The organism is Intestinirhabdus alba, assembly GCF_009711095.1.
In the GTDB taxonomy this organism is placed as follows: domain Bacteria; phylum Pseudomonadota; class Gammaproteobacteria; order Enterobacterales; family Enterobacteriaceae; genus Intestinirhabdus; species Intestinirhabdus alba.
In genome coordinates this window covers 18,061-34,161 of record NZ_WMJZ01000032.1, presented here as the reverse complement: position 1 = coordinate 34,161, position 16,101 = coordinate 18,061, and the positions used below count along the sequence as shown (strand labels likewise).

18 protein-coding genes are annotated in these 16,101 nt (G+C 57.4%); 9 read left to right on the top strand and 9 right to left on the bottom strand.

Going from position 1 to position 16,101, the window contains the following annotated elements; all coding sequences use genetic code 11:
• Window position 1: 1 nt before the first annotated feature.
• The 4 genes from GJV78_RS18690 (at window position 2) to gstA (ending at window position 4,339) form a co-directional block, all read left to right on the top strand.
• The gene (locus GJV78_RS18690; protein ID WP_155109729.1) at window positions 2-697 is read left to right on the top strand and encodes an electron transport complex subunit E; all 696 of its coding nucleotides are present in this window, start codon (window positions 2-4) and stop codon (window positions 695-697) included.
• The gene (gene nth, locus GJV78_RS18685; RefSeq protein ID WP_155109728.1) at window positions 697-1,335 is read left to right on the top strand and encodes an endonuclease III; all 639 of its coding nucleotides are present in this window, start codon (window positions 697-699) and stop codon (window positions 1,333-1,335) included. Before GJV78_RS18690 ends, nth begins: the two co-directional genes overlap by 1 nt.
• Before the next feature lie 735 nt (window positions 1,336-2,070).
• A complete protein-coding gene (gene dtpA, locus GJV78_RS18680) occupies window positions 2,071-3,567 on the top strand; it encodes a dipeptide/tripeptide permease DtpA (RefSeq protein ID WP_167519645.1) in 1,497 nt (498 codons plus the stop codon).
• Between the two features lie 166 nt (window positions 3,568-3,733).
• The gene (gene gstA / locus GJV78_RS18675) at window positions 3,734-4,339 is read left to right on the top strand and encodes a glutathione transferase GstA (protein ID WP_155109727.1); all 606 of its coding nucleotides are present in this window, start codon (window positions 3,734-3,736) and stop codon (window positions 4,337-4,339) included.
• A gap of 79 nt (window positions 4,340-4,418) precedes the next feature.
• Here the strand turns inward: gstA and pdxY are convergent, their stop codons facing one another.
• The 5 genes from pdxY to anmK form a co-directional block, all read right to left on the bottom strand.
• A complete protein-coding gene (gene pdxY / locus GJV78_RS18670) occupies window positions 4,419-5,279 on the bottom strand; it encodes a pyridoxal kinase PdxY (protein ID WP_155109726.1) in 861 nt (286 codons plus the stop codon).
• A 55-nt stretch (window positions 5,280-5,334) separates the two neighbouring features.
• Window positions 5,335-6,609 (bottom strand): tyrosine--tRNA ligase, encoded by a 1,275-nt coding sequence (gene tyrS / locus GJV78_RS18665; protein WP_155109725.1) that lies wholly within the window; start codon window positions 6,607-6,609, stop codon window positions 5,335-5,337.
• A 126-nt stretch (window positions 6,610-6,735) separates the two neighbouring features.
• On the bottom strand, window positions 6,736-7,392 hold the full coding sequence (gene pdxH / locus GJV78_RS18660) for a pyridoxamine 5'-phosphate oxidase (protein WP_155109724.1): 657 nt from the start codon (window positions 7,390-7,392) through the stop codon (window positions 6,736-6,738).
• Window positions 7,393-7,457: 65 nt separating this feature from the next.
• Window positions 7,458-7,775 carry a C-type lysozyme inhibitor gene (gene mliC / locus GJV78_RS18655; RefSeq protein WP_155109723.1) on the bottom strand — a complete coding sequence of 106 codons (318 nt, stop codon included), beginning with the start codon at window positions 7,773-7,775 and terminating at the stop codon, window positions 7,458-7,460.
• A gap of 94 nt (window positions 7,776-7,869) precedes the next feature.
• Window positions 7,870-8,991, bottom strand: a complete 1,122-nt coding sequence (gene anmK / locus GJV78_RS18650; protein WP_155109722.1) for an anhydro-N-acetylmuramic acid kinase — start codon at window positions 8,989-8,991, stop codon at window positions 7,870-7,872.
• Between the two features lie 252 nt (window positions 8,992-9,243).
• Between anmK and slyB the strand changes: the two genes are divergently transcribed.
• On the top strand, window positions 9,244-9,711 hold the full coding sequence (gene slyB / locus GJV78_RS18645) for an outer membrane lipoprotein SlyB (protein WP_155109721.1): 468 nt from the start codon (window positions 9,244-9,246) through the stop codon (window positions 9,709-9,711).
• Between the two features lie 51 nt (window positions 9,712-9,762).
• Here the strand turns inward: slyB and slyA are convergent, their stop codons facing one another.
• The 3 genes from slyA to GJV78_RS18630 all read right to left on the bottom strand — a co-directional run bounded on the left by slyA (window position 9,763) and on the right by GJV78_RS18630 (window position 12,047).
• On the bottom strand, window positions 9,763-10,203 hold the full coding sequence (gene slyA / locus GJV78_RS18640; protein ID WP_155109720.1) for a transcriptional regulator SlyA: 441 nt from the start codon (window positions 10,201-10,203) through the stop codon (window positions 9,763-9,765).
• A 672-nt stretch (window positions 10,204-10,875) separates the two neighbouring features.
• Complete coding sequence (gene sodC / locus GJV78_RS18635; protein WP_167519643.1) at window positions 10,876-11,397, bottom strand: superoxide dismutase [Cu-Zn] SodC; 522 nt, start codon at window positions 11,395-11,397, stop codon at window positions 10,876-10,878.
• Between the two features lie 410 nt (window positions 11,398-11,807).
• Window positions 11,808-12,047, bottom strand: coding sequence for a DUF1289 domain-containing protein (locus GJV78_RS18630; protein ID WP_167519642.1), 240 nt, complete (start codon window positions 12,045-12,047; stop codon window positions 11,808-11,810).
• A 270-nt stretch (window positions 12,048-12,317) separates the two neighbouring features.
• On the opposite strand from GJV78_RS18630, the gene GJV78_RS18625 reads away from it, so the two are divergent.
• The 4 genes from GJV78_RS18625 (at window position 12,318) to rnt (ending at window position 15,385) form a co-directional block, all read left to right on the top strand.
• On the top strand, window positions 12,318-12,917 hold the full coding sequence (locus GJV78_RS18625) for a TetR/AcrR family transcriptional regulator (RefSeq protein ID WP_155109719.1): 600 nt from the start codon (window positions 12,318-12,320) through the stop codon (window positions 12,915-12,917).
• A gap of 95 nt (window positions 12,918-13,012) precedes the next feature.
• Window positions 13,013-14,110: an alkene reductase gene (gene nemA / locus GJV78_RS18620; RefSeq protein ID WP_155109718.1), complete on the top strand. Its 1,098-nt coding sequence runs from the start codon at window positions 13,013-13,015 to the stop codon at window positions 14,108-14,110.
• 123 nt (window positions 14,111-14,233) lie between these two features.
• A complete protein-coding gene (gene gloA, locus GJV78_RS18615; RefSeq protein WP_155109717.1) occupies window positions 14,234-14,641 on the top strand; it encodes a lactoylglutathione lyase in 408 nt (135 codons plus the stop codon).
• Between the two features lie 99 nt (window positions 14,642-14,740).
• Complete coding sequence (gene rnt, locus GJV78_RS18610; protein ID WP_155109716.1) at window positions 14,741-15,385, top strand: ribonuclease T; 645 nt, start codon at window positions 14,741-14,743, stop codon at window positions 15,383-15,385.
• Between the two features lie 141 nt (window positions 15,386-15,526).
• Here rnt and grxD read toward each other — a convergent pair whose 3' ends face one another.
• On the bottom strand, window positions 15,527-15,874 hold the full coding sequence (grxD, locus tag GJV78_RS18605) for a monothiol glutaredoxin 4 (protein ID WP_155109715.1): 348 nt from the start codon (window positions 15,872-15,874) through the stop codon (window positions 15,527-15,529).
• Window positions 15,875-16,101: the final 227 nt, after the last annotated feature.

The following is a 16,101-nucleotide window of genomic DNA, read 5'->3' as shown; positions in this document are numbered from 1 at the left end:
CATGAGTGAAATAAAAGACGTTATTGTCCAGGGCCTGTGGAAGAATAACTCCGCCCTCGTCCAGCTTCTCGGCATGTGTCCGCTGCTGGCGGTTACCTCCACCGCCACCAACGCCCTCGGGCTTGGTCTGGCCACCACCCTGGTGCTGACGCTCACCAACCTGACGATCTCCGCCCTGCGCCGCTGGACGCCGGCAGAGATCCGTATTCCCATTTACGTGATGATCATCGCATCGGTGGTCAGCGCGGTGCAAATGCTGATCAACGCTTACGCCTTTGGCCTGTACCAGTCGCTGGGGATTTTTATTCCGCTGATCGTGACCAACTGCATTGTGGTGGGCCGCGCCGAAGCCTTTGCGGCGAAAAAAGGCCCGGCGCTTTCCGCTCTCGACGGTTTTTCTATCGGCATGGGGGCCACCGGCGCGATGTTTGTGCTCGGATCGCTGCGGGAAATCATCGGCAACGGCACCCTGTTTGACGGCGCAGACGCGCTGCTGGGAAGCTGGGCGAAGGCGCTGCGGGTGGAGCTTTTCCATACTGACTCCCCTTTCCTGCTGGCGATGCTGCCGCCGGGGGCCTTTATTGGCCTGGGGCTGATGCTGGCGGTCAAATACCTTATCGATGAAAAAATGAAGAAACGCCGCGCTGCGGAAGCTGCGACCGCGGGACTACCAACGGGTGAACCAGGGAACGTGTAATGAATCAGGCAAAACGACGGGAGATACTGACGCGCCTGCGCGATAACAATCCGCATCCGACAACCGAACTTAACTTTTCCTCACCGTTTGAACTGCTGATCGCCGTTCTGCTGTCGGCGCAGGCCACCGACGTCAGCGTCAACAAGGCGACGGCGAAACTCTATCCGGTGGCGAACACTCCTGCAGCCATGCTGGCGCTGGGCGTGGAGGGGATAAAAAGCCATATCAGGACCATCGGCCTGTTTAACAGCAAGGCGGAGAACGTCATCAAAACCTGCCGCATTCTGCTGGAGAAGCACGGCGGCGAGGTGCCGGAGGATCGCGCGGCCCTCGAGGCGCTGCCCGGCGTAGGGCGGAAGACGGCCAACGTGGTGCTCAATACCGCCTTTGGCTGGCCAACCATCGCCGTTGATACCCATATTTTTCGCGTCTGCAACCGCACGCGGTTCGCTCAGGGTAAAAACGTGGAGCAGGTAGAAGAGAAGCTGCTGAAGGTCGTTCCTGCCGAGTTTAAAGTGGACTGCCACCACTGGCTGATTCTGCACGGCCGCTATACCTGTATCGCCCGCCGGCCTCGCTGCGGCTCCTGTCTTATTGAAGACCTCTGCGAGTATGATGAAAAGGTTGATATCGGCTGAAGCCTCCGGGGGCTACCGCGCCCCCCTTTTCAGCAGGCTCAGGCGCTGTCTCTTAACCGGACGTGGCGTCGACGCTGAACCAGATACGCATAATCAAATCTGACAACGCAGGGGACGTTCTGTCTCGTTGCCGCGTATCAGAAATAACCAGACCTTACCGTTCGCACCGCCCGCCTCTTTCCTTCCGCACCGTTACCATCGATAGTGCTGCCGCTTTTACAATTTATGCCGCAATATGCCAAAAATTAAGCACCGATCCAGATTAATCGTTTTTTCCCAGGAAAATTTTCTATTTATTTATGATCGAGATCGGTCTGATAACTCAATGTAAATTTAATGGTTCTTTAAGGTTAAAAGCTATCTTGCGATGAATTATTCATCAGGCCGAAGACAATACATTACACTGGCTATTTTTCAGAATATGGCCATTTTAACTATATTACCGCGCAAATAGCAGGACATATTGCCATTACCGCTATTTCACCCCTGTCATTCAGCGTAAAAAACTGCCTTTTTCAAATTAAAAAAATTTAACTCCGGATAACATTTGCATAAACGGCACTTTAATCCACCCAAAAGATATGTAACAGAATATTGCAAAAGGCTTGTTTGCGGCGTAAAGATAGGGAACATTACCTGCCGTTTCCCCTCCCACTATAACAATTTCACGGCTGCTAAAAGGCATCACGTGACTGAACAGCCCCGTTACGATGGGATGTAAAAAATGAGGTCAAAGTGTCTACTGCAAACAATAAACCAACCGAAAGCGTGAGTCTGAACGCTTTCAAACAGCCGAAAGCGTTCTATCTCATCTTCTCCATTGAGCTTTGGGAACGTTTCGGTTTTTACGGCCTGCAAGGGATTATGGCCGTTTATCTGGTTAAACAACTGGGTATGTCTGAAGCGGATTCAATTACTCTTTTCTCATCATTCAGCGCCCTGGTTTATGGCCTGGTGGCTATCGGCGGCTGGTTAGGCGATAAGGTGCTCGGCACCCGCCGGGTCATTATGCTGGGGGCCATCGTACTGGCCATCGGCTATGCGCTGGTGGCCTGGTCCGGCCATAACCCGGGCATCGTCTATATCGGTATGGCGACTATCGCCGTCGGTAACGGCCTGTTTAAGGCCAACCCGTCCTCTCTGCTCTCTACCTGCTATACGAAGGACGACCCGCGCCTCGATGGCGCATTCACCATGTATTACATGGCCGTCAACATCGGCTCCTTTTTCTCTATGCTGGCAACGCCGTGGCTGGCCGCCAACTACGGCTGGAGCGTGGCCTTTACCCTCAGCGTTATCGGTATGGTGATCACCGTGGTGAACTTTGCCTTCTGCCAGCGCTGGGTGAAGCAGTACGGTTCCAAACCCGACTTTGCGCCGATTAACATCCGCAATCTGCTGCTCACGATTGTCGGGGTGGTTGTTCTGGTCGTGATTGCGACCTGGCTGCTGCACAACCAACAGATCGCGCGTATGGTGCTTGGGGTGGTCGCACTCGGCATCGTCATTATCTTTGGCAAAGAGGCATTCGCTATGAAGGGTGCCGCGCGCCGTAAAATGGTGGTCGCCTTTATCCTGATGCTCGAAGCGGTTATCTTCTTTGTGCTGTACAGCCAGATGCCCACCTCGCTGAACTTCTTTGCGATCCGTAACGTGGAACCCACCCTGCTGGGCATCACCTTTGAACCGGAGCAGTATCAGGCGCTGAACCCGTTCTGGATCATTATCGGCAGCCCCATCCTGGCCGCTATCTATAACAAAATGGGCGATACCCTGCCGATGCCGATGAAGTTCGCCATCGGGATGGTGCTCTGCTCCGGCGCGTTCCTCGTTCTGCCGCTGGGGGCGAAGTTCGCCAGCGACGCGGGCATCGTTTCCGTCAACTGGCTGATTATCAGCTACGGCCTGCAGAGCATCGGTGAACTGATGATCTCCGGCCTGGGCCTGGCTATGGTCGCGCAGCTGGTTCCGCAGCGTCTGATGGGCTTTATTATGGGCAGCTGGTTCCTGACCACCGCCGGTGCCAACCTGATCGGCGGCTATGTTGCTAACCTGATGGCGGTGCCGGAAAACGTCACCGATCCGCTGATGTCGCTGGAGGTTTACGGCCGCGTCTTCCTGCAGATTGGCGTTGCTACCGGCGTTATTGCGGTGCTGATGCTGCTGACCGCGCCGAAGCTCAACCGGATGACCCAGGACGACGAGGCTATCGCCAAAGCCGCCTCAGCGTAATATTCCGGGAAACATTTATTCAGGCCGCTAACCGTACGTTAGCGGCTTTTTTTTTGCCCGCCACCGCACTACTCTATCCAGGCTGTGTTCCTTAACCGGGCGTGGCGTCGACGCTCACGAACGGTTAAGGGACACAGCCTAAAATCCCAGCAACCAGGAGTACTCAATGAAACTGTTCTATAAGCCCGCGGCCTGCTCCCTGGCTTCCCATATCATCCTGCGGGAAAGCGGTAAAGATTTTACGCTGGCAAGCGTCGATCTGATGAATAAGCGTCTGGAAAACGGCGACGACTATTTCGCGGTTAATCCGAAAGGACAGGTTCCGGCTCTGCTGCTGGACGACGGCACGCTGCTGACCGAAGGCGTGGCAATTATGCAATACCTTGCCGATGCCGTGCCCGATCGCCAGCTGCTGGCACCGGTTGGCACCATTTCGCGTTACAGAACGCTGGAGTGGCTGAACTACATCGCCACCGAGCTGCATAAAGGGTTCACCCCGCTGTTCCGCCCCGACACGCCCCAGGCGTACCAGCCGACCGTTCGCGCGGCGCTGGAGAAAAAGCTGCAGTATGTCGATGAGTCGCTGAAGAACGCCCAGTGGATCGGCGGGCAGCGCTTTACCATCGCCGACGCCTATCTGTTTACTGTGCTACGCTGGGCCGGAGCCGTGAAGCTGAACATGGAAGGATTAGAGAATATTGCGGCCTATATGCGCCGCGTGGCGGAGCGCCCGGCGGTAGCAGCGGCGCTGAAGGCGGAAGGGCTGAGCTAGTTCCCGGCGCGCCGGACGGGGCATACGCGCCCGTCCGGCCAGCGGCCGTCTGATTACGCGGACGGCCGCCCGCGGACCTTTAGATCCGCGTCGCGCTGAAGCAGTGTTCGGGCTTCGCGATACGATCCTGGGCGGCCACCACCTGCAGCTCGTACTCCTGCATCTCTTTGGTGGCGATCATAATTTCATATACCGCGGCGGTAACGTGCTCCAGCGCCTGCTGCGGCGTAGCGCCCTGCAGCAGCTTCACCAGCAGCAGACCGCTGGTCACGTCACCAACGCCGACCGGCTGACGGGCACCGAAGTCCACCAGCGGGCGGCTGATATGCCAGGCCTCGTCGACGGTGACCAGCAGCATTTCAAAGCGCTCTGCGCTGTAGCCAGCGCGCGCCAGGTGCTTAACCAGCACGATCTGCGGCCCCTGGGCTATCAGCTCGCGGGCCGCCCCTACCGCTTCGTCAACGCCGTGCACCGGATGACCACACAGGATCTCCAGCTCAACCAGGTTTGGTGCGATAATGTCGCTCGCCGGCAGCGCGCTGCGAACGTGAAACTCCGCCACCCCCGGTGCGACAATACAGCCTTTTTCCGGATGGCCCATCACCGGATCGCAGAAATACTTCGCCTGCGGGTTGGCCACCTTCACCCGGCGCACGATCTCCAGGATATGCTCCCCCTGTTCGGCGGAGCCCAGGTAACCGCTCAGTACGGCATCGCACTGGCGTAATTTATCGATATCGGCAATCCCCTGGATAATCCCGGTCAGGTGCGCCGGCGGCATTACGCAGCCGGTCCATTTGCCATACTGGGTGTGATTTGAAAACTGCACGGTGTTAAGCGGCCAGACGTTAGCGCCCAGCCGCCGCATCGGAAACACCGCTGCGCTGTTGCCCGCATGACCAAAGACAACGTGCGACTGAATGGCGAGAATATTCTTCATTTTCTTTACCTGAACAAAAAAATAAGGGAGTGATTTCTCACTCCCCCTTTGGTACTTATTTCCAGCAGATCAGACAGTAGTTCTTTTTGCCGCGGCGCAGCAGAGTATAGCGGCCGAAGAGGCGATCCTCGTCGTTAAAAACGTACTCCGGATCGGACTGCTTCTCGCCGTTAAGGGTAACGGCGTTGGAGGCGATGGTTTTCCGTGCCTGGCCGCGGGACGGCTGCAGCCCGGAATCTACCAGCGCCTGCATCAGATCGGCCCCCTTCTCCAGCTCTACCATCGGCACGCCGTCCTGGGCCAGCTGCTGGAAGTCCGCTTCGCTCAGGGCGCTCAGCGATCCGCTGAACAGGCTTTCGGTAATGCGTTTTGCCGCCGCCAGCCCCGCTTCGCCGTGCACCAGACGGGTCACCTGCTCGGCCAGCACGTACTGGGCGCGCGGTGCCTTACCGCTGTTTTTATCTTCTTCTTCCAGCGCGTCAATTTCCGCGAGATCCATAAAGGTAAAGAACTTGAGGAAGCGGTATACGTCGGCGTCGGCGGTATTGATCCAGAACTGGTAAAATTTGTACGGGCTGGTTTTCTTCGGATCCAGCCAGACCGCGCCGCCTTCGGTTTTGCCGAACTTGGTGCCGTCGGCCTTGGTGATCAAAGGGACCGTCAGGCCGAACACCTGGTTCTGGTGCAGCCGGCGGGTCAGGTCGATACCGGAAGTAATGTTGCCCCACTGATCGGAGCCGCCAATCTGCAGCGTAACGCCGTGCAGCTTGTTAAGGCAGGCGAAATCGTAGCCCTGCAGCAGGTTGTAAGAGAACTCGGTGAAGGAGATACCCTGATCGTCACGATTCAGTCGCTGCTTCACCGCTTCTTTATTGATCATCTGGTTGACGGAAAAGTGCTTGCCGATATCACGCAGGAAGGTCAGCACGTTCATGCCGCCAAACCAGTCATAGTTGTTCGCCGCGATGGCGGCGTTTTCACCACAGTCGAAGTCGAGGAACGGCGCTACCTGCTTACGGATTTTGTCCACCCATGTCTGGACGGTCTCTTCGGTGTTCAGCTTCCGCTCGGCGGCCTTAAAGCTCGGGTCGCCAATCAGGCCGGTTGCCCCACCCACCAGGGCGACGGGCTTATGGCCCGCCAGCTGAAAGCGCTTCAGGCATAACAGGGGAACAAGATGCCCCAAATGCAAGCTGTCAGCGGTAGGATCGAAGCCGCAATAGAGCGCGATCGGGCCCTGTTCCAGCAGCGCAGCTAACGCTTCCTCGTCCGTTATCTGGGCCACCAGCCCCCGCTCTTGCAATTGTTTAATCAAGTTACTGCTTGCCATCAACGTCTCCATCTCTAAAACGACTGCACCTTTGGCCGGTACACGACCTTTCGCCAGACGCGAAAGGTACATAGGATAAAGCGCCGGAAACAGGAGTACCAGCGCTTAACACAAGATTTTGCATCTTCAGGGGGCAAGGCGGTCGATTTTCCAGGCGTCGTTTTCACGCTGGTATAAAAAGCGATCGTGCAGGCGGTGTTCCCCCCCCTGCCAGAACTCCATCTGCTCAATGCTGACGCGGAAGCCGCCCCAGAAGCTCGGCAGCGGCACTTCCCCTTGCTGAAACTTCTGCTTCAGCTCAAGGAATTTGCTTTCAAGGATGCCGCGGGCGGAAATACGGCTGGACTGCTTAGAAACCCAGGCCCCGATTTGGCTGTCGCGCGGGCGGCTGTGAAAATATTTAACCACCTCGAGAGTGGAAAGCCGCTCCGCCCGGCCCGTTACCATCACCTGACGTTCCAGCATATGCCACGGAAAGAGCAGGTTGACCCGCGGGTTACGTTCGATCTGATGCGCCTTGCGGCTGCCCAGGTTGGTATAGAACACCAGACCACGGGAGTCATAGTGCTTAAGCAGAACGATGCGCTGCCAGGGCTGGCCATTTTCATCAACGGTCGCCACCACCATCGCCGTCGGATCCGCCAGCCTGGCGTCACATGCCTGGCCCAGCCAGCGTTCAAAAAGGGTAAGCGGATCGGCGGGAAGATCGCGGCGGCGCAGGCCGCCCCGGGTATATTCGCGGCGCAAATGCGCTATCTGCTGCAGGTGGTCGTTATCAGACATGATGTTCGCTAAGGATTAACAGTGGGTGGCGCTTATTGTGCGCCGCCCGGCTAAAAATCTCAACGCTACGGGCTTTGCAACTGACAGTTATTCAGCACCACGCGGTCGTATTTATAGACCGTCGCCTTGTCCCCCTTCGACCAGAAAACGTAAACACCATCGGTATAGCGCACTCCTGACGCCGACATCCCCTGCTTCAGGTTCAACAGCGTGTTGTCATAGACGAAGCTCACCTCCTGGCGGGTATTGTTCAGCGTTACGGTCAGCGGCTTTTCATCGCACCGGTATTCCAGCGCGTCCGTATGCAGACGTTCTACAAACTGGCCGTAGAGGCTGCAGCCGGTCAGCGCCAGCGGCAGACAGAGGAGTAGTCGTGTTTTCATAGCGATATCCTGAAGGCTTTCCCGATTACGGAGGGGAGATTCCCCCTCCCTTAGCCCCTCCAGTGTAACGGCTACACCGGGCAGGAAACGTCAGTTAACTCTGAGATCGCGGGTTGGCCGGAAAAATTGCCCCCAGCACGCTGGGCTCGCTGGCACCGGTGACCGACGGCAGATTGCCCGGCAGACCGGACAGCGTGCGCCACGCCAGCCAGGCGAAGGCCAGCGCCTCCATATCATCGCCGCTAACGCCCGCCTCGTCGGTGGTCGCCACCTCGGTTCCCGGCAGCAGCGCCGACAGGCGCGCCATCAGCAGCGGATTGCGACCGCCGCCGCCGCAGACCATCAGGCGCTCGCAGCCGCCGCTTAACAGCACCTGCTCCGAGATGGTGACCGCCGTCAACTCAACCAGCGTGGCCTGCACGTCGCGCGCGCTGACGCCCGGAAAGGCCGCCAGCTGGCGCGACAGCCAGCCGTAGTTAAAATATTCACGGCCGGTGCTCTTCGGCGCGGGGGCGGAAAAATAGGCGTCGCTGAGCATCTGCTGAAGCAGCGGCAGCGCCACCGTGCCTTCCCGCGCCCACCTGGCGTCTTTATCGAAGGGCTTGCCGCACTGTTGGTAAATCCAGGCATCCATCAGCATATTGCCAGGCCCGGTGTCGTAACCGCGGACCGGCTGCCCGGGGATCAGCAGCGTCAGGTTGGCGATCCCGCCGATATTCAGCACCATCCGGCGCTCGGTCGGGTGGGCCAGTAGCGCCTGGTGAAAGGCCGGCACCAGCGGGGCACCCTGGCCGCCAAGTGCCATATCGCGACGGCGAAAATCGCCGACCACGGCGATGCCGGTCAGCGCCGCGATCTGATTATTATCGCCAATCTGCAGGGTATGCGGCACCTCACCGTTCGGCTCATGCCATACCGTTTGCCCGTGACAGCCAATGGCAACAATTTCCCGGGGGCTGAGGTTTTCCCGGGCCAGCAAAGCATTCACCGCCCCGGCAAACAGCCGCCCCAGCCGGACGTCGAGCTGCCCAAACTGTGCCAGGGTCAGCGGCTGCCCCTGGCAGATATCCAGTACCGCCTGCCTGAGCGCGTCGGGGATGGGCCAGCTCAGGCTGGCCTGCTGCGCCACCATTGTCTCATCAATCGTCGCCAGCACGACGTCAACGCCGTCCAGACTGGTTCCGGACATAACGCCGATAAAACGGCCCGATTTCATAGCTTTTCCTTTTTTCAGCATCACCAGAGCTGCATACTCAAACATAAAGCACCGGGCAATTCCATGCCTGCGGGCTGAATTTATTTATCGCGGTTGCCCTCGGCAAACGTTTCGTTGACGGCGGGTTAAGCGGCCGGTATTTATGATTTGCCGTTGTTCTGTCAGAACTTATAACCCTGCGCGTATAAATGCCTTATAATTGACCATAATCGATGCCCGGACGGCGTTGCATAGTAAACAGGAGATTTTTAAATGATTAAACGTGTACTGATTGTCTCACTGACGGGCCTGGCCTTAGCGGGCTGCGTTAATAACGATCCCCTTTCCGGCGATGTGTATACCGCCTCTGAAGCCAAGCAGGTACAGAACGTCACCTACGGCACCGTCGTCAACGTGCGTCCGGTGCAGATCCAGGGCGGCGATGATACTAACGTTATCGGGGCCATTGGCGGCGCGGTACTTGGCGGCTTCCTCGGCAATACCGTCGGCGGCGGCACCGGGCGCTCTCTGGCAACGGCCGCGGGCGCAATCGCTGGCGGTATGGCGGGACAGGGCGTACAGGGAAAGTTAAACAAGACGCAGGGCGTGGAACTGGAGATTCGTAAAGACGATGGCAACACCATTATGGTGGTGCAGAAACAGGGCAACAGCCGTTTTGCAGCCGGACAGCGCGTCGTGCTGGCCAGCAACGGCAGCCAGGTTAACGTCTCTCCGCGCTAACGGCAATCACGTGTGGTCAGACTCTGGCCACACGTGATTGCTTCTTCCATACTATTCCCGCGACTGCAGTTCATTAATATTATGTTCCAGCCTGGCGACCATACCGATCAACAGCGCAATCTCTTCGGCAGAAAACCCTGACAGAATTTCATTACGGGTTTTATTAATCACCGCTTCCATATCGACAATCAGCGGCTCGGCCTTTTCCGTCAGCTTGATACGCTTTGCGCGTCGATCGCTGGCGCAGGTCTGACGGGAGATCAGCCCCTTCTCTTCAAGCTGGTCAAGGGTGCGAACCAGAGAAGGCTGTTCGATACCGATCGCTTTTGCCAGCTGGATCTGCGACTGCTCCGGCGGTAGCTGATGGATGTTATGCAGGGTTACCCAGTGCGTCTGGGTTAACTCCAGGGGTTTCAGACGATGATCTATCAAAGCACGCCAAATGCGCACCAACCGTGCCAGATCAGAACCTAATGGCGATTCCAATTTCATCTCCTTATAATTAGCTTGCTAAGATATTATGCTGATTTTAGAATAGTGTGCAGTATTTGTATTGTTAAAACAAATGTATTGAGACATTCACAACCCAACGGACATATTTTTCAGACATTACGCGAAAACGGACGCTCCGGAACGTTATTAATCTCACCGAATCCCGGCCCTGCTCCGCCGCCGCTTACGATGTTCAGGGCCATCGCCGGGAGGTGGTCTCTGTCAATATGTGCCCGGTTACCGTTATTTTAGCGCCCGCCGGGCCTGGAAAGCGGTGAGACTTTTCCCCCTGCACGCGCCGCTCTTGACCCGCTGTTCGCGCAATAGTATTCACGCCAGTGACGTTCTGCCCATTCATTGCTCTGTTATACCGGCCCCAGGCTAATTATGTTGATCGGAACAATTAAGCATTTTTCAACTATTGTCGCGGCCGTCTCCGGTACGCAGACGCTTCGGCGGCCATGAGATGGCGCTGTGGTTAGTTACGGCAGGCCGTGGAGTCGCTATCGCATTCTACGCCGGCGGGTAAGTTACAGGGGCACCTTTTTATGACAGTTGAATCGGTTGACTGAGCGACGTGGAGGAGAGAGCGGCGCACATCAGGGCTTACTACCCGCGCGCGTCAGCCTTGTACCGGCTGGAGCAGGCACCGCCAGGGGTGCCTGCAACAGGTTATTTAAGCACTCCGCAGGCGTAGCGCGCACCGCCGCCGCCCAGGGGTTTCGGACTGTCGGACATATTATCGCCGCCCACGTGGATCATCAGCGCTCTGCCCTTCACCTCCTCCAGCGACTTCAGCCGCGGCGCGGTAACGGTGTCGGTAGCCTTACCGTCATTGTTCACCACCAGCAGCGGCAGATCGCCCGCATGACCGGCCCCTTCAGGCCCTTCATGCTTGCCGGTATGCCGGGGATCGAAATGGCCGCCTGCGGCCTCCGCTGCGGAAGCTTTGCCCTCTTTCATCGCAGGTTCACAGCTGCCGTTCACGTGCAGGTGGAACCCGTGCTCTCCCGGCGGCAGCGCCTTCAGATCGGGAGTAAAGGTCAGCCCCTTATCGGTCTCGGCCACCGTTACCGTTCCAATCGACTGGCCAATCCCCTGCGGGGTAACCAGATTCATTTCTACTTTTTCACTGGCAGCCTGTACGCCGGCACAGGTCAGCAGAGTTAACATCGCCAGACTCAATCGTTTCACAGAACCTCCGTTACGGGCATTACCCCGTTTAGCGTGACCCGCAGCCTGTACGGCGCGGGAATATTTCGAGACGAGGACGATCGGGCGACATAAGCGGTGGCTCCGCCAACATCCGCGCTCCGCTCTCCTCTGCTGAAGAGGATGACTGACTTCCCCCCATCCGACTCACGTCATCTACTTTTAATGGACAGTATGCAGTATTACGCTATTTGACCACGCCGTAGCGAATTTTATCTGCCGGAAGTCCGAAAAATCCTCTCCGGCAAAAGCGTTCAGAATTTGCACAGCGATAGAGTTGAAAAATCGTTGTGATTTATCATTATTGCGATTTAGCATTAACTTACCGACGCGGCCTGACGGTAACCGTCTCCGCCGGTCTGATTCAGAGCGCCGGGTCGCTGGCTTACGGGTTAAAAGAGCGAAGGCTGCGGCGGCGTATCCGCAGCGTCGGATCGGTTCGCTCGCTGTTTGCGCTGCAGCCGCTGACGACAAAGCCGCAGCACGTCCTGCTTTTCAGCATCGCTCATCGCCTGCCAGTGAAAGCGCTCATTCCGGCTACGCATACATCCCCGACAAAAACCCCGCTCATCTGACTGGCAAATCCCCCTACAGGGGCTCTGGACGGGAAAAAACTCCAGCTGTTCGGCCACCCTTTTTCTCCAACAGATTTATGCCCGTCACACTCCAGGCTGCCTGCCGTGTCGCAGAAGTTAAGGGATATATAAAGCCCCTTCTGCCCCTCACGAACGGATTACTCGTTTGTCCTTGGGTATATACCCTGTACAAACAAAACGCAAAGCGTCATGCCCTGAGTTTGTAACCCAGCCGACGCCCCTGCAGCTTATTACTGGTGACAATATTCTCCCCTTTTCGGCAGGCCAGCTTGCATTAGACCGACCGGTCTATTACACTCATCCGCTATGAAAAAGCAGACTGAATGTGATACCCGGGAACATCTGCTGGCCACCGGCGAACGCCTGTGCATCCAGCGCGGTTTTATTGGCATGGGGCTGAGCGAGCTGCTCAGTACCGCCGGCGTACCGAAGGGATCGTTTTATCACTATTTTCGTTCTAAAGAAGCCTTCGGCGTTGCCATGCTGGAGCGCTACTACGCAGCCTACCACCGGCGCATGGCGGCCCATTTCGCCGCTGGCGGCGGCGACTATCGCCAGCGCATTCTGGCCTGGTATCAGGAGACGCTGGACCAGTTCCGTCTGCAGGGTATCCTCAGCGGCTGCCTGACGGTGAAGCTCTCCGCCGAGATCTGCGATCTCTCTGAAGATATGCGCGCGGCGGTGGATAAGGGTACGGCGCGGATCGTTACCCTGCTGGCTCAGGCGCTGGAACAGGGCCGCGCCTGCGGCTGCCTGACCTTAACAGGCGAGCCGAAGCAGCAGGCGCAGGTGCTCTATGCCCTGTGGCTGGGGGCAAATTTACACGCTAAGATTTCCCGAAGCGCCTTTCCACTTGAAAGCGGACTGGCGCACGTTAAAAAGTTTATTGCAACGCCCGCCCAATAGCCGACGTTTTTATTTTTATCAAAGCAAACCTGACGACTACAGATTGTGGATGTACATCCGCAGCCTGTAGTAAGAGGGGCTGTCCAGGAGCCACTATGTCATCAGAAAAACTGTTTACCCCGCTGAAGGTAGGTGCCATTACGGCAGCAAACCGCGTATTCATGGCACCGCTGACCCGTCTGCGCAGCATTGAACCGGGCGATATCCCCACTCCGCTAATGGCGGAATATTATCGCCAGCGCACCAGCGCGGGCCTGATCGTCAGCGAAGCGACCCAGATCTCCGCCCAGGCCAAAGGCTATGCGGGCGCACCGGGCCTGCACAGCGAGGAGCAGATCGCCGCGTGGAAAAAAATCACCGCTGGCGTACATGCGCATAAAGGCCACATCGCCGTTCAGCTATGGCATACCGGGCGTATCTCCCACTCCAGCCTGCAGCCGGGTGGCCAGGCTCCGGTTTCTGCTTCGGCCATCAGCGCCGGTACGCGCACTTCGCTGCGCGATGAAAACGGCAACGCCATTCGCGTTGACACCTCAATGCCGCGAGCGCTGGAAACACACGAAATTCCGGGCATTGTTAACGACTTCCGCCAGGCTATCGCCAACGCCCGCGAAGCGGGATTCGATCTGGTTGAGCTGCACGCCGCCCACGGCTATCTGCTGCATCAGTTCCTTTCCCCCTCCTCTAACCATCGCACCGACCGGTACGGCGGCAGCGTGGAAAACCGGGCGCGCCTGGTGCTGGAGGTTATCGATGCCGGAATCAAAGAGTGGGGAGCGGAGCGAATCGGCATTCGTATTTCCCCGATTGGCACCTTCCAGAACCTGGACAACGGCCCGAACGAGGAGGCTGACGCGCTTTATCTGATCGAAGAGCTGGGTAAACGCAAAATTGCCTATCTGCATATGTCTGAGCCAGACTGGGCGGGCGGTGAATCTTATCGCGATGCGTTCCGTGAAAAAGTTCGCGCCCGATTCCAGGGGCCGATCGTCGGCGCTGGCGCTTACACGCCGGAAAAAGCGGAGATGCTGATCGAGAAAGGCCTGATTGACGCCGTGGCCTTTGGACGCGACTGGATTGCCAACCCGGATCTGGTGGCCCGGCTGCAGCGCAGGGCGGAGCTGAACCCCCAGCGCACCGAGAGCTTCTACGGCGGGGGTGCGGAAGGGTATACCGACTACCCCACGCTGTGATCCCGCGCCGTAACGGCGTCGCGAACGGCTGGCCGGCGCTACGGCAACCGGAAGAGACAACGGCAACAGCAGGCTGTATGCTGACACCGTTTTATCGGCATTGACCATTTTAAGAGGAAAAAGATGCGTTTACTCCATACCATGCTGCGCGTTGGCGATCTGCAACGCTCCATTGATTTTTACACTAACGTGCTGGGCATGAAGCTGCTACGCACCAGCGAAAATCCAGAATACAAGTATTCGCTGGCGTTCGTCGGCTATGGTCCGGAAAGTGAAGAGGCGGTCATTGAGCTGACCTACAACTGGGGCGTCGATAGCTACGAACAGGGCACCGCCTGGGGCCATCTTGCCCTGAGCGTTGACAACGCCGCGGAGGCCTGCGAACACATTCGCCAGAACGGCGGCAACGTCACCCGCGAGGCTGGCCCGGTTAAAGGCGGCACGACCATTATTGCCTTTGTGGAAGATCCGGACGGCTATAAAATCGAACTGATTGAGGAAAAAGACGCCGGTCGCGGCCTCGGCAACTGATATCCCGCCGGGCGCAGCTTCACTGCGCCCGTTGTTATATGCATCTGTAGGCGAATTTTGGCATAATGCGCTGCAATTTTTCCGTATTAAGAGATGCTAATGTCCGACAACGCTCAACTGACCGGTCTGTGCGACCGTTTTCGAGGCTTTTACCCCGTCGTGATCGACGTGGAGACGGCCGGCTTTAACGCCCGAACCGATGCACTGCTTGAGATCGCCGCCATCACGCTGAAAATGGATGAACAGGGCTGGCTGATGCCGGACGCCACGCTGCATTTCCACGTTGAGCCGTTTGAAGGGGCAAATCTTCAGCCGGAGGCGCTGGCCTTTACCGGCATCGATCCGACCAATCCGCTGCGCGGCGCGGTCAGCGAGCATGACGCCCTGCATGCGATTTTCAAAATGGTGCGCAAGGGGATTAAAGACGCCGGCTGCAGCCGCGCGATCATGGTTGCCCATAACGCCACCTTCGACCACAGTTTTATGATGGCCGCCGCCGAGCGCGCCTCGCTCAAGCGCAACCCTTTCCATCCGTTTGTGACCTTTGACACCGCCGCGCTGAGCGGACTCGCGCTGGGGCAGACGGTCCTGTCAAAGGCCTGTCTGGCGGCGGGCATGGAGTTTGACGGTAATAAGGCCCACTCCGCGCTCTATGACACCGAACGCACCGCCATTCTGTTCTGCGAAATCGTCAACCGCTGGAAACGTCTGGGGGGCTGGCCGCTGGCCGCACCTGAGGCGTAAACCGCCTGTCACCGCCTGCTGACTGAACGTCCGACACCACCACCTGCGCGCAGGGGGGCAGGTTTCGCTATCGGGTAAAACGGAGGAAGAAAGAAGCGTTACCCGCGAACGGACAACGCTTCTGGATTAAGAACGGGCGGCCTATTCGGCGTCCGGTTCTTCGCTTTTATGCTTTGCGGCGGTCTCTTTGATCAGCTGCTGCAGTTCGCCGCGCTGATACATTTCGATAATGATATCGCAACCGCCAACCAGCTCGCCCTCAACCCACAGCTGCGGAAAGGTCGGCCAGTTGGCATATTTCGGCAGTTCGGCGCGAATATCCGGATTCTGCAAAATATCAACATAGGCAAAGCGCTCACCGCAGGCGGCCAGCGCCTGCACGGACTGGGCAGAGAAGCCGCAGCTCGGCAGTTTCGGAGAGCCTTTCATGTACAGGAGAATCGGGTTTTCAGCAATCTGACGTTGGATTTTTTCGATAGTGGTGCTCATTGTCTTGCTTCCTCAAACTTCTTTTACGGCGATAGCCTGGCATTGTAACGGCTCAGGCAGGTATCAGAAAATAACATTTTTATCACGCCTTACTATTTTATCGTCTGCGGTAATAAGTTGCATTCAAAATATCTTTTAAGCGCGCCGCCGCCAGAGAAAAAGAACGTCGGCTGTTGGATCTTTTACCGGGCGCGAAAAAACGTACTTTTTAACAATTAAAGCTATTA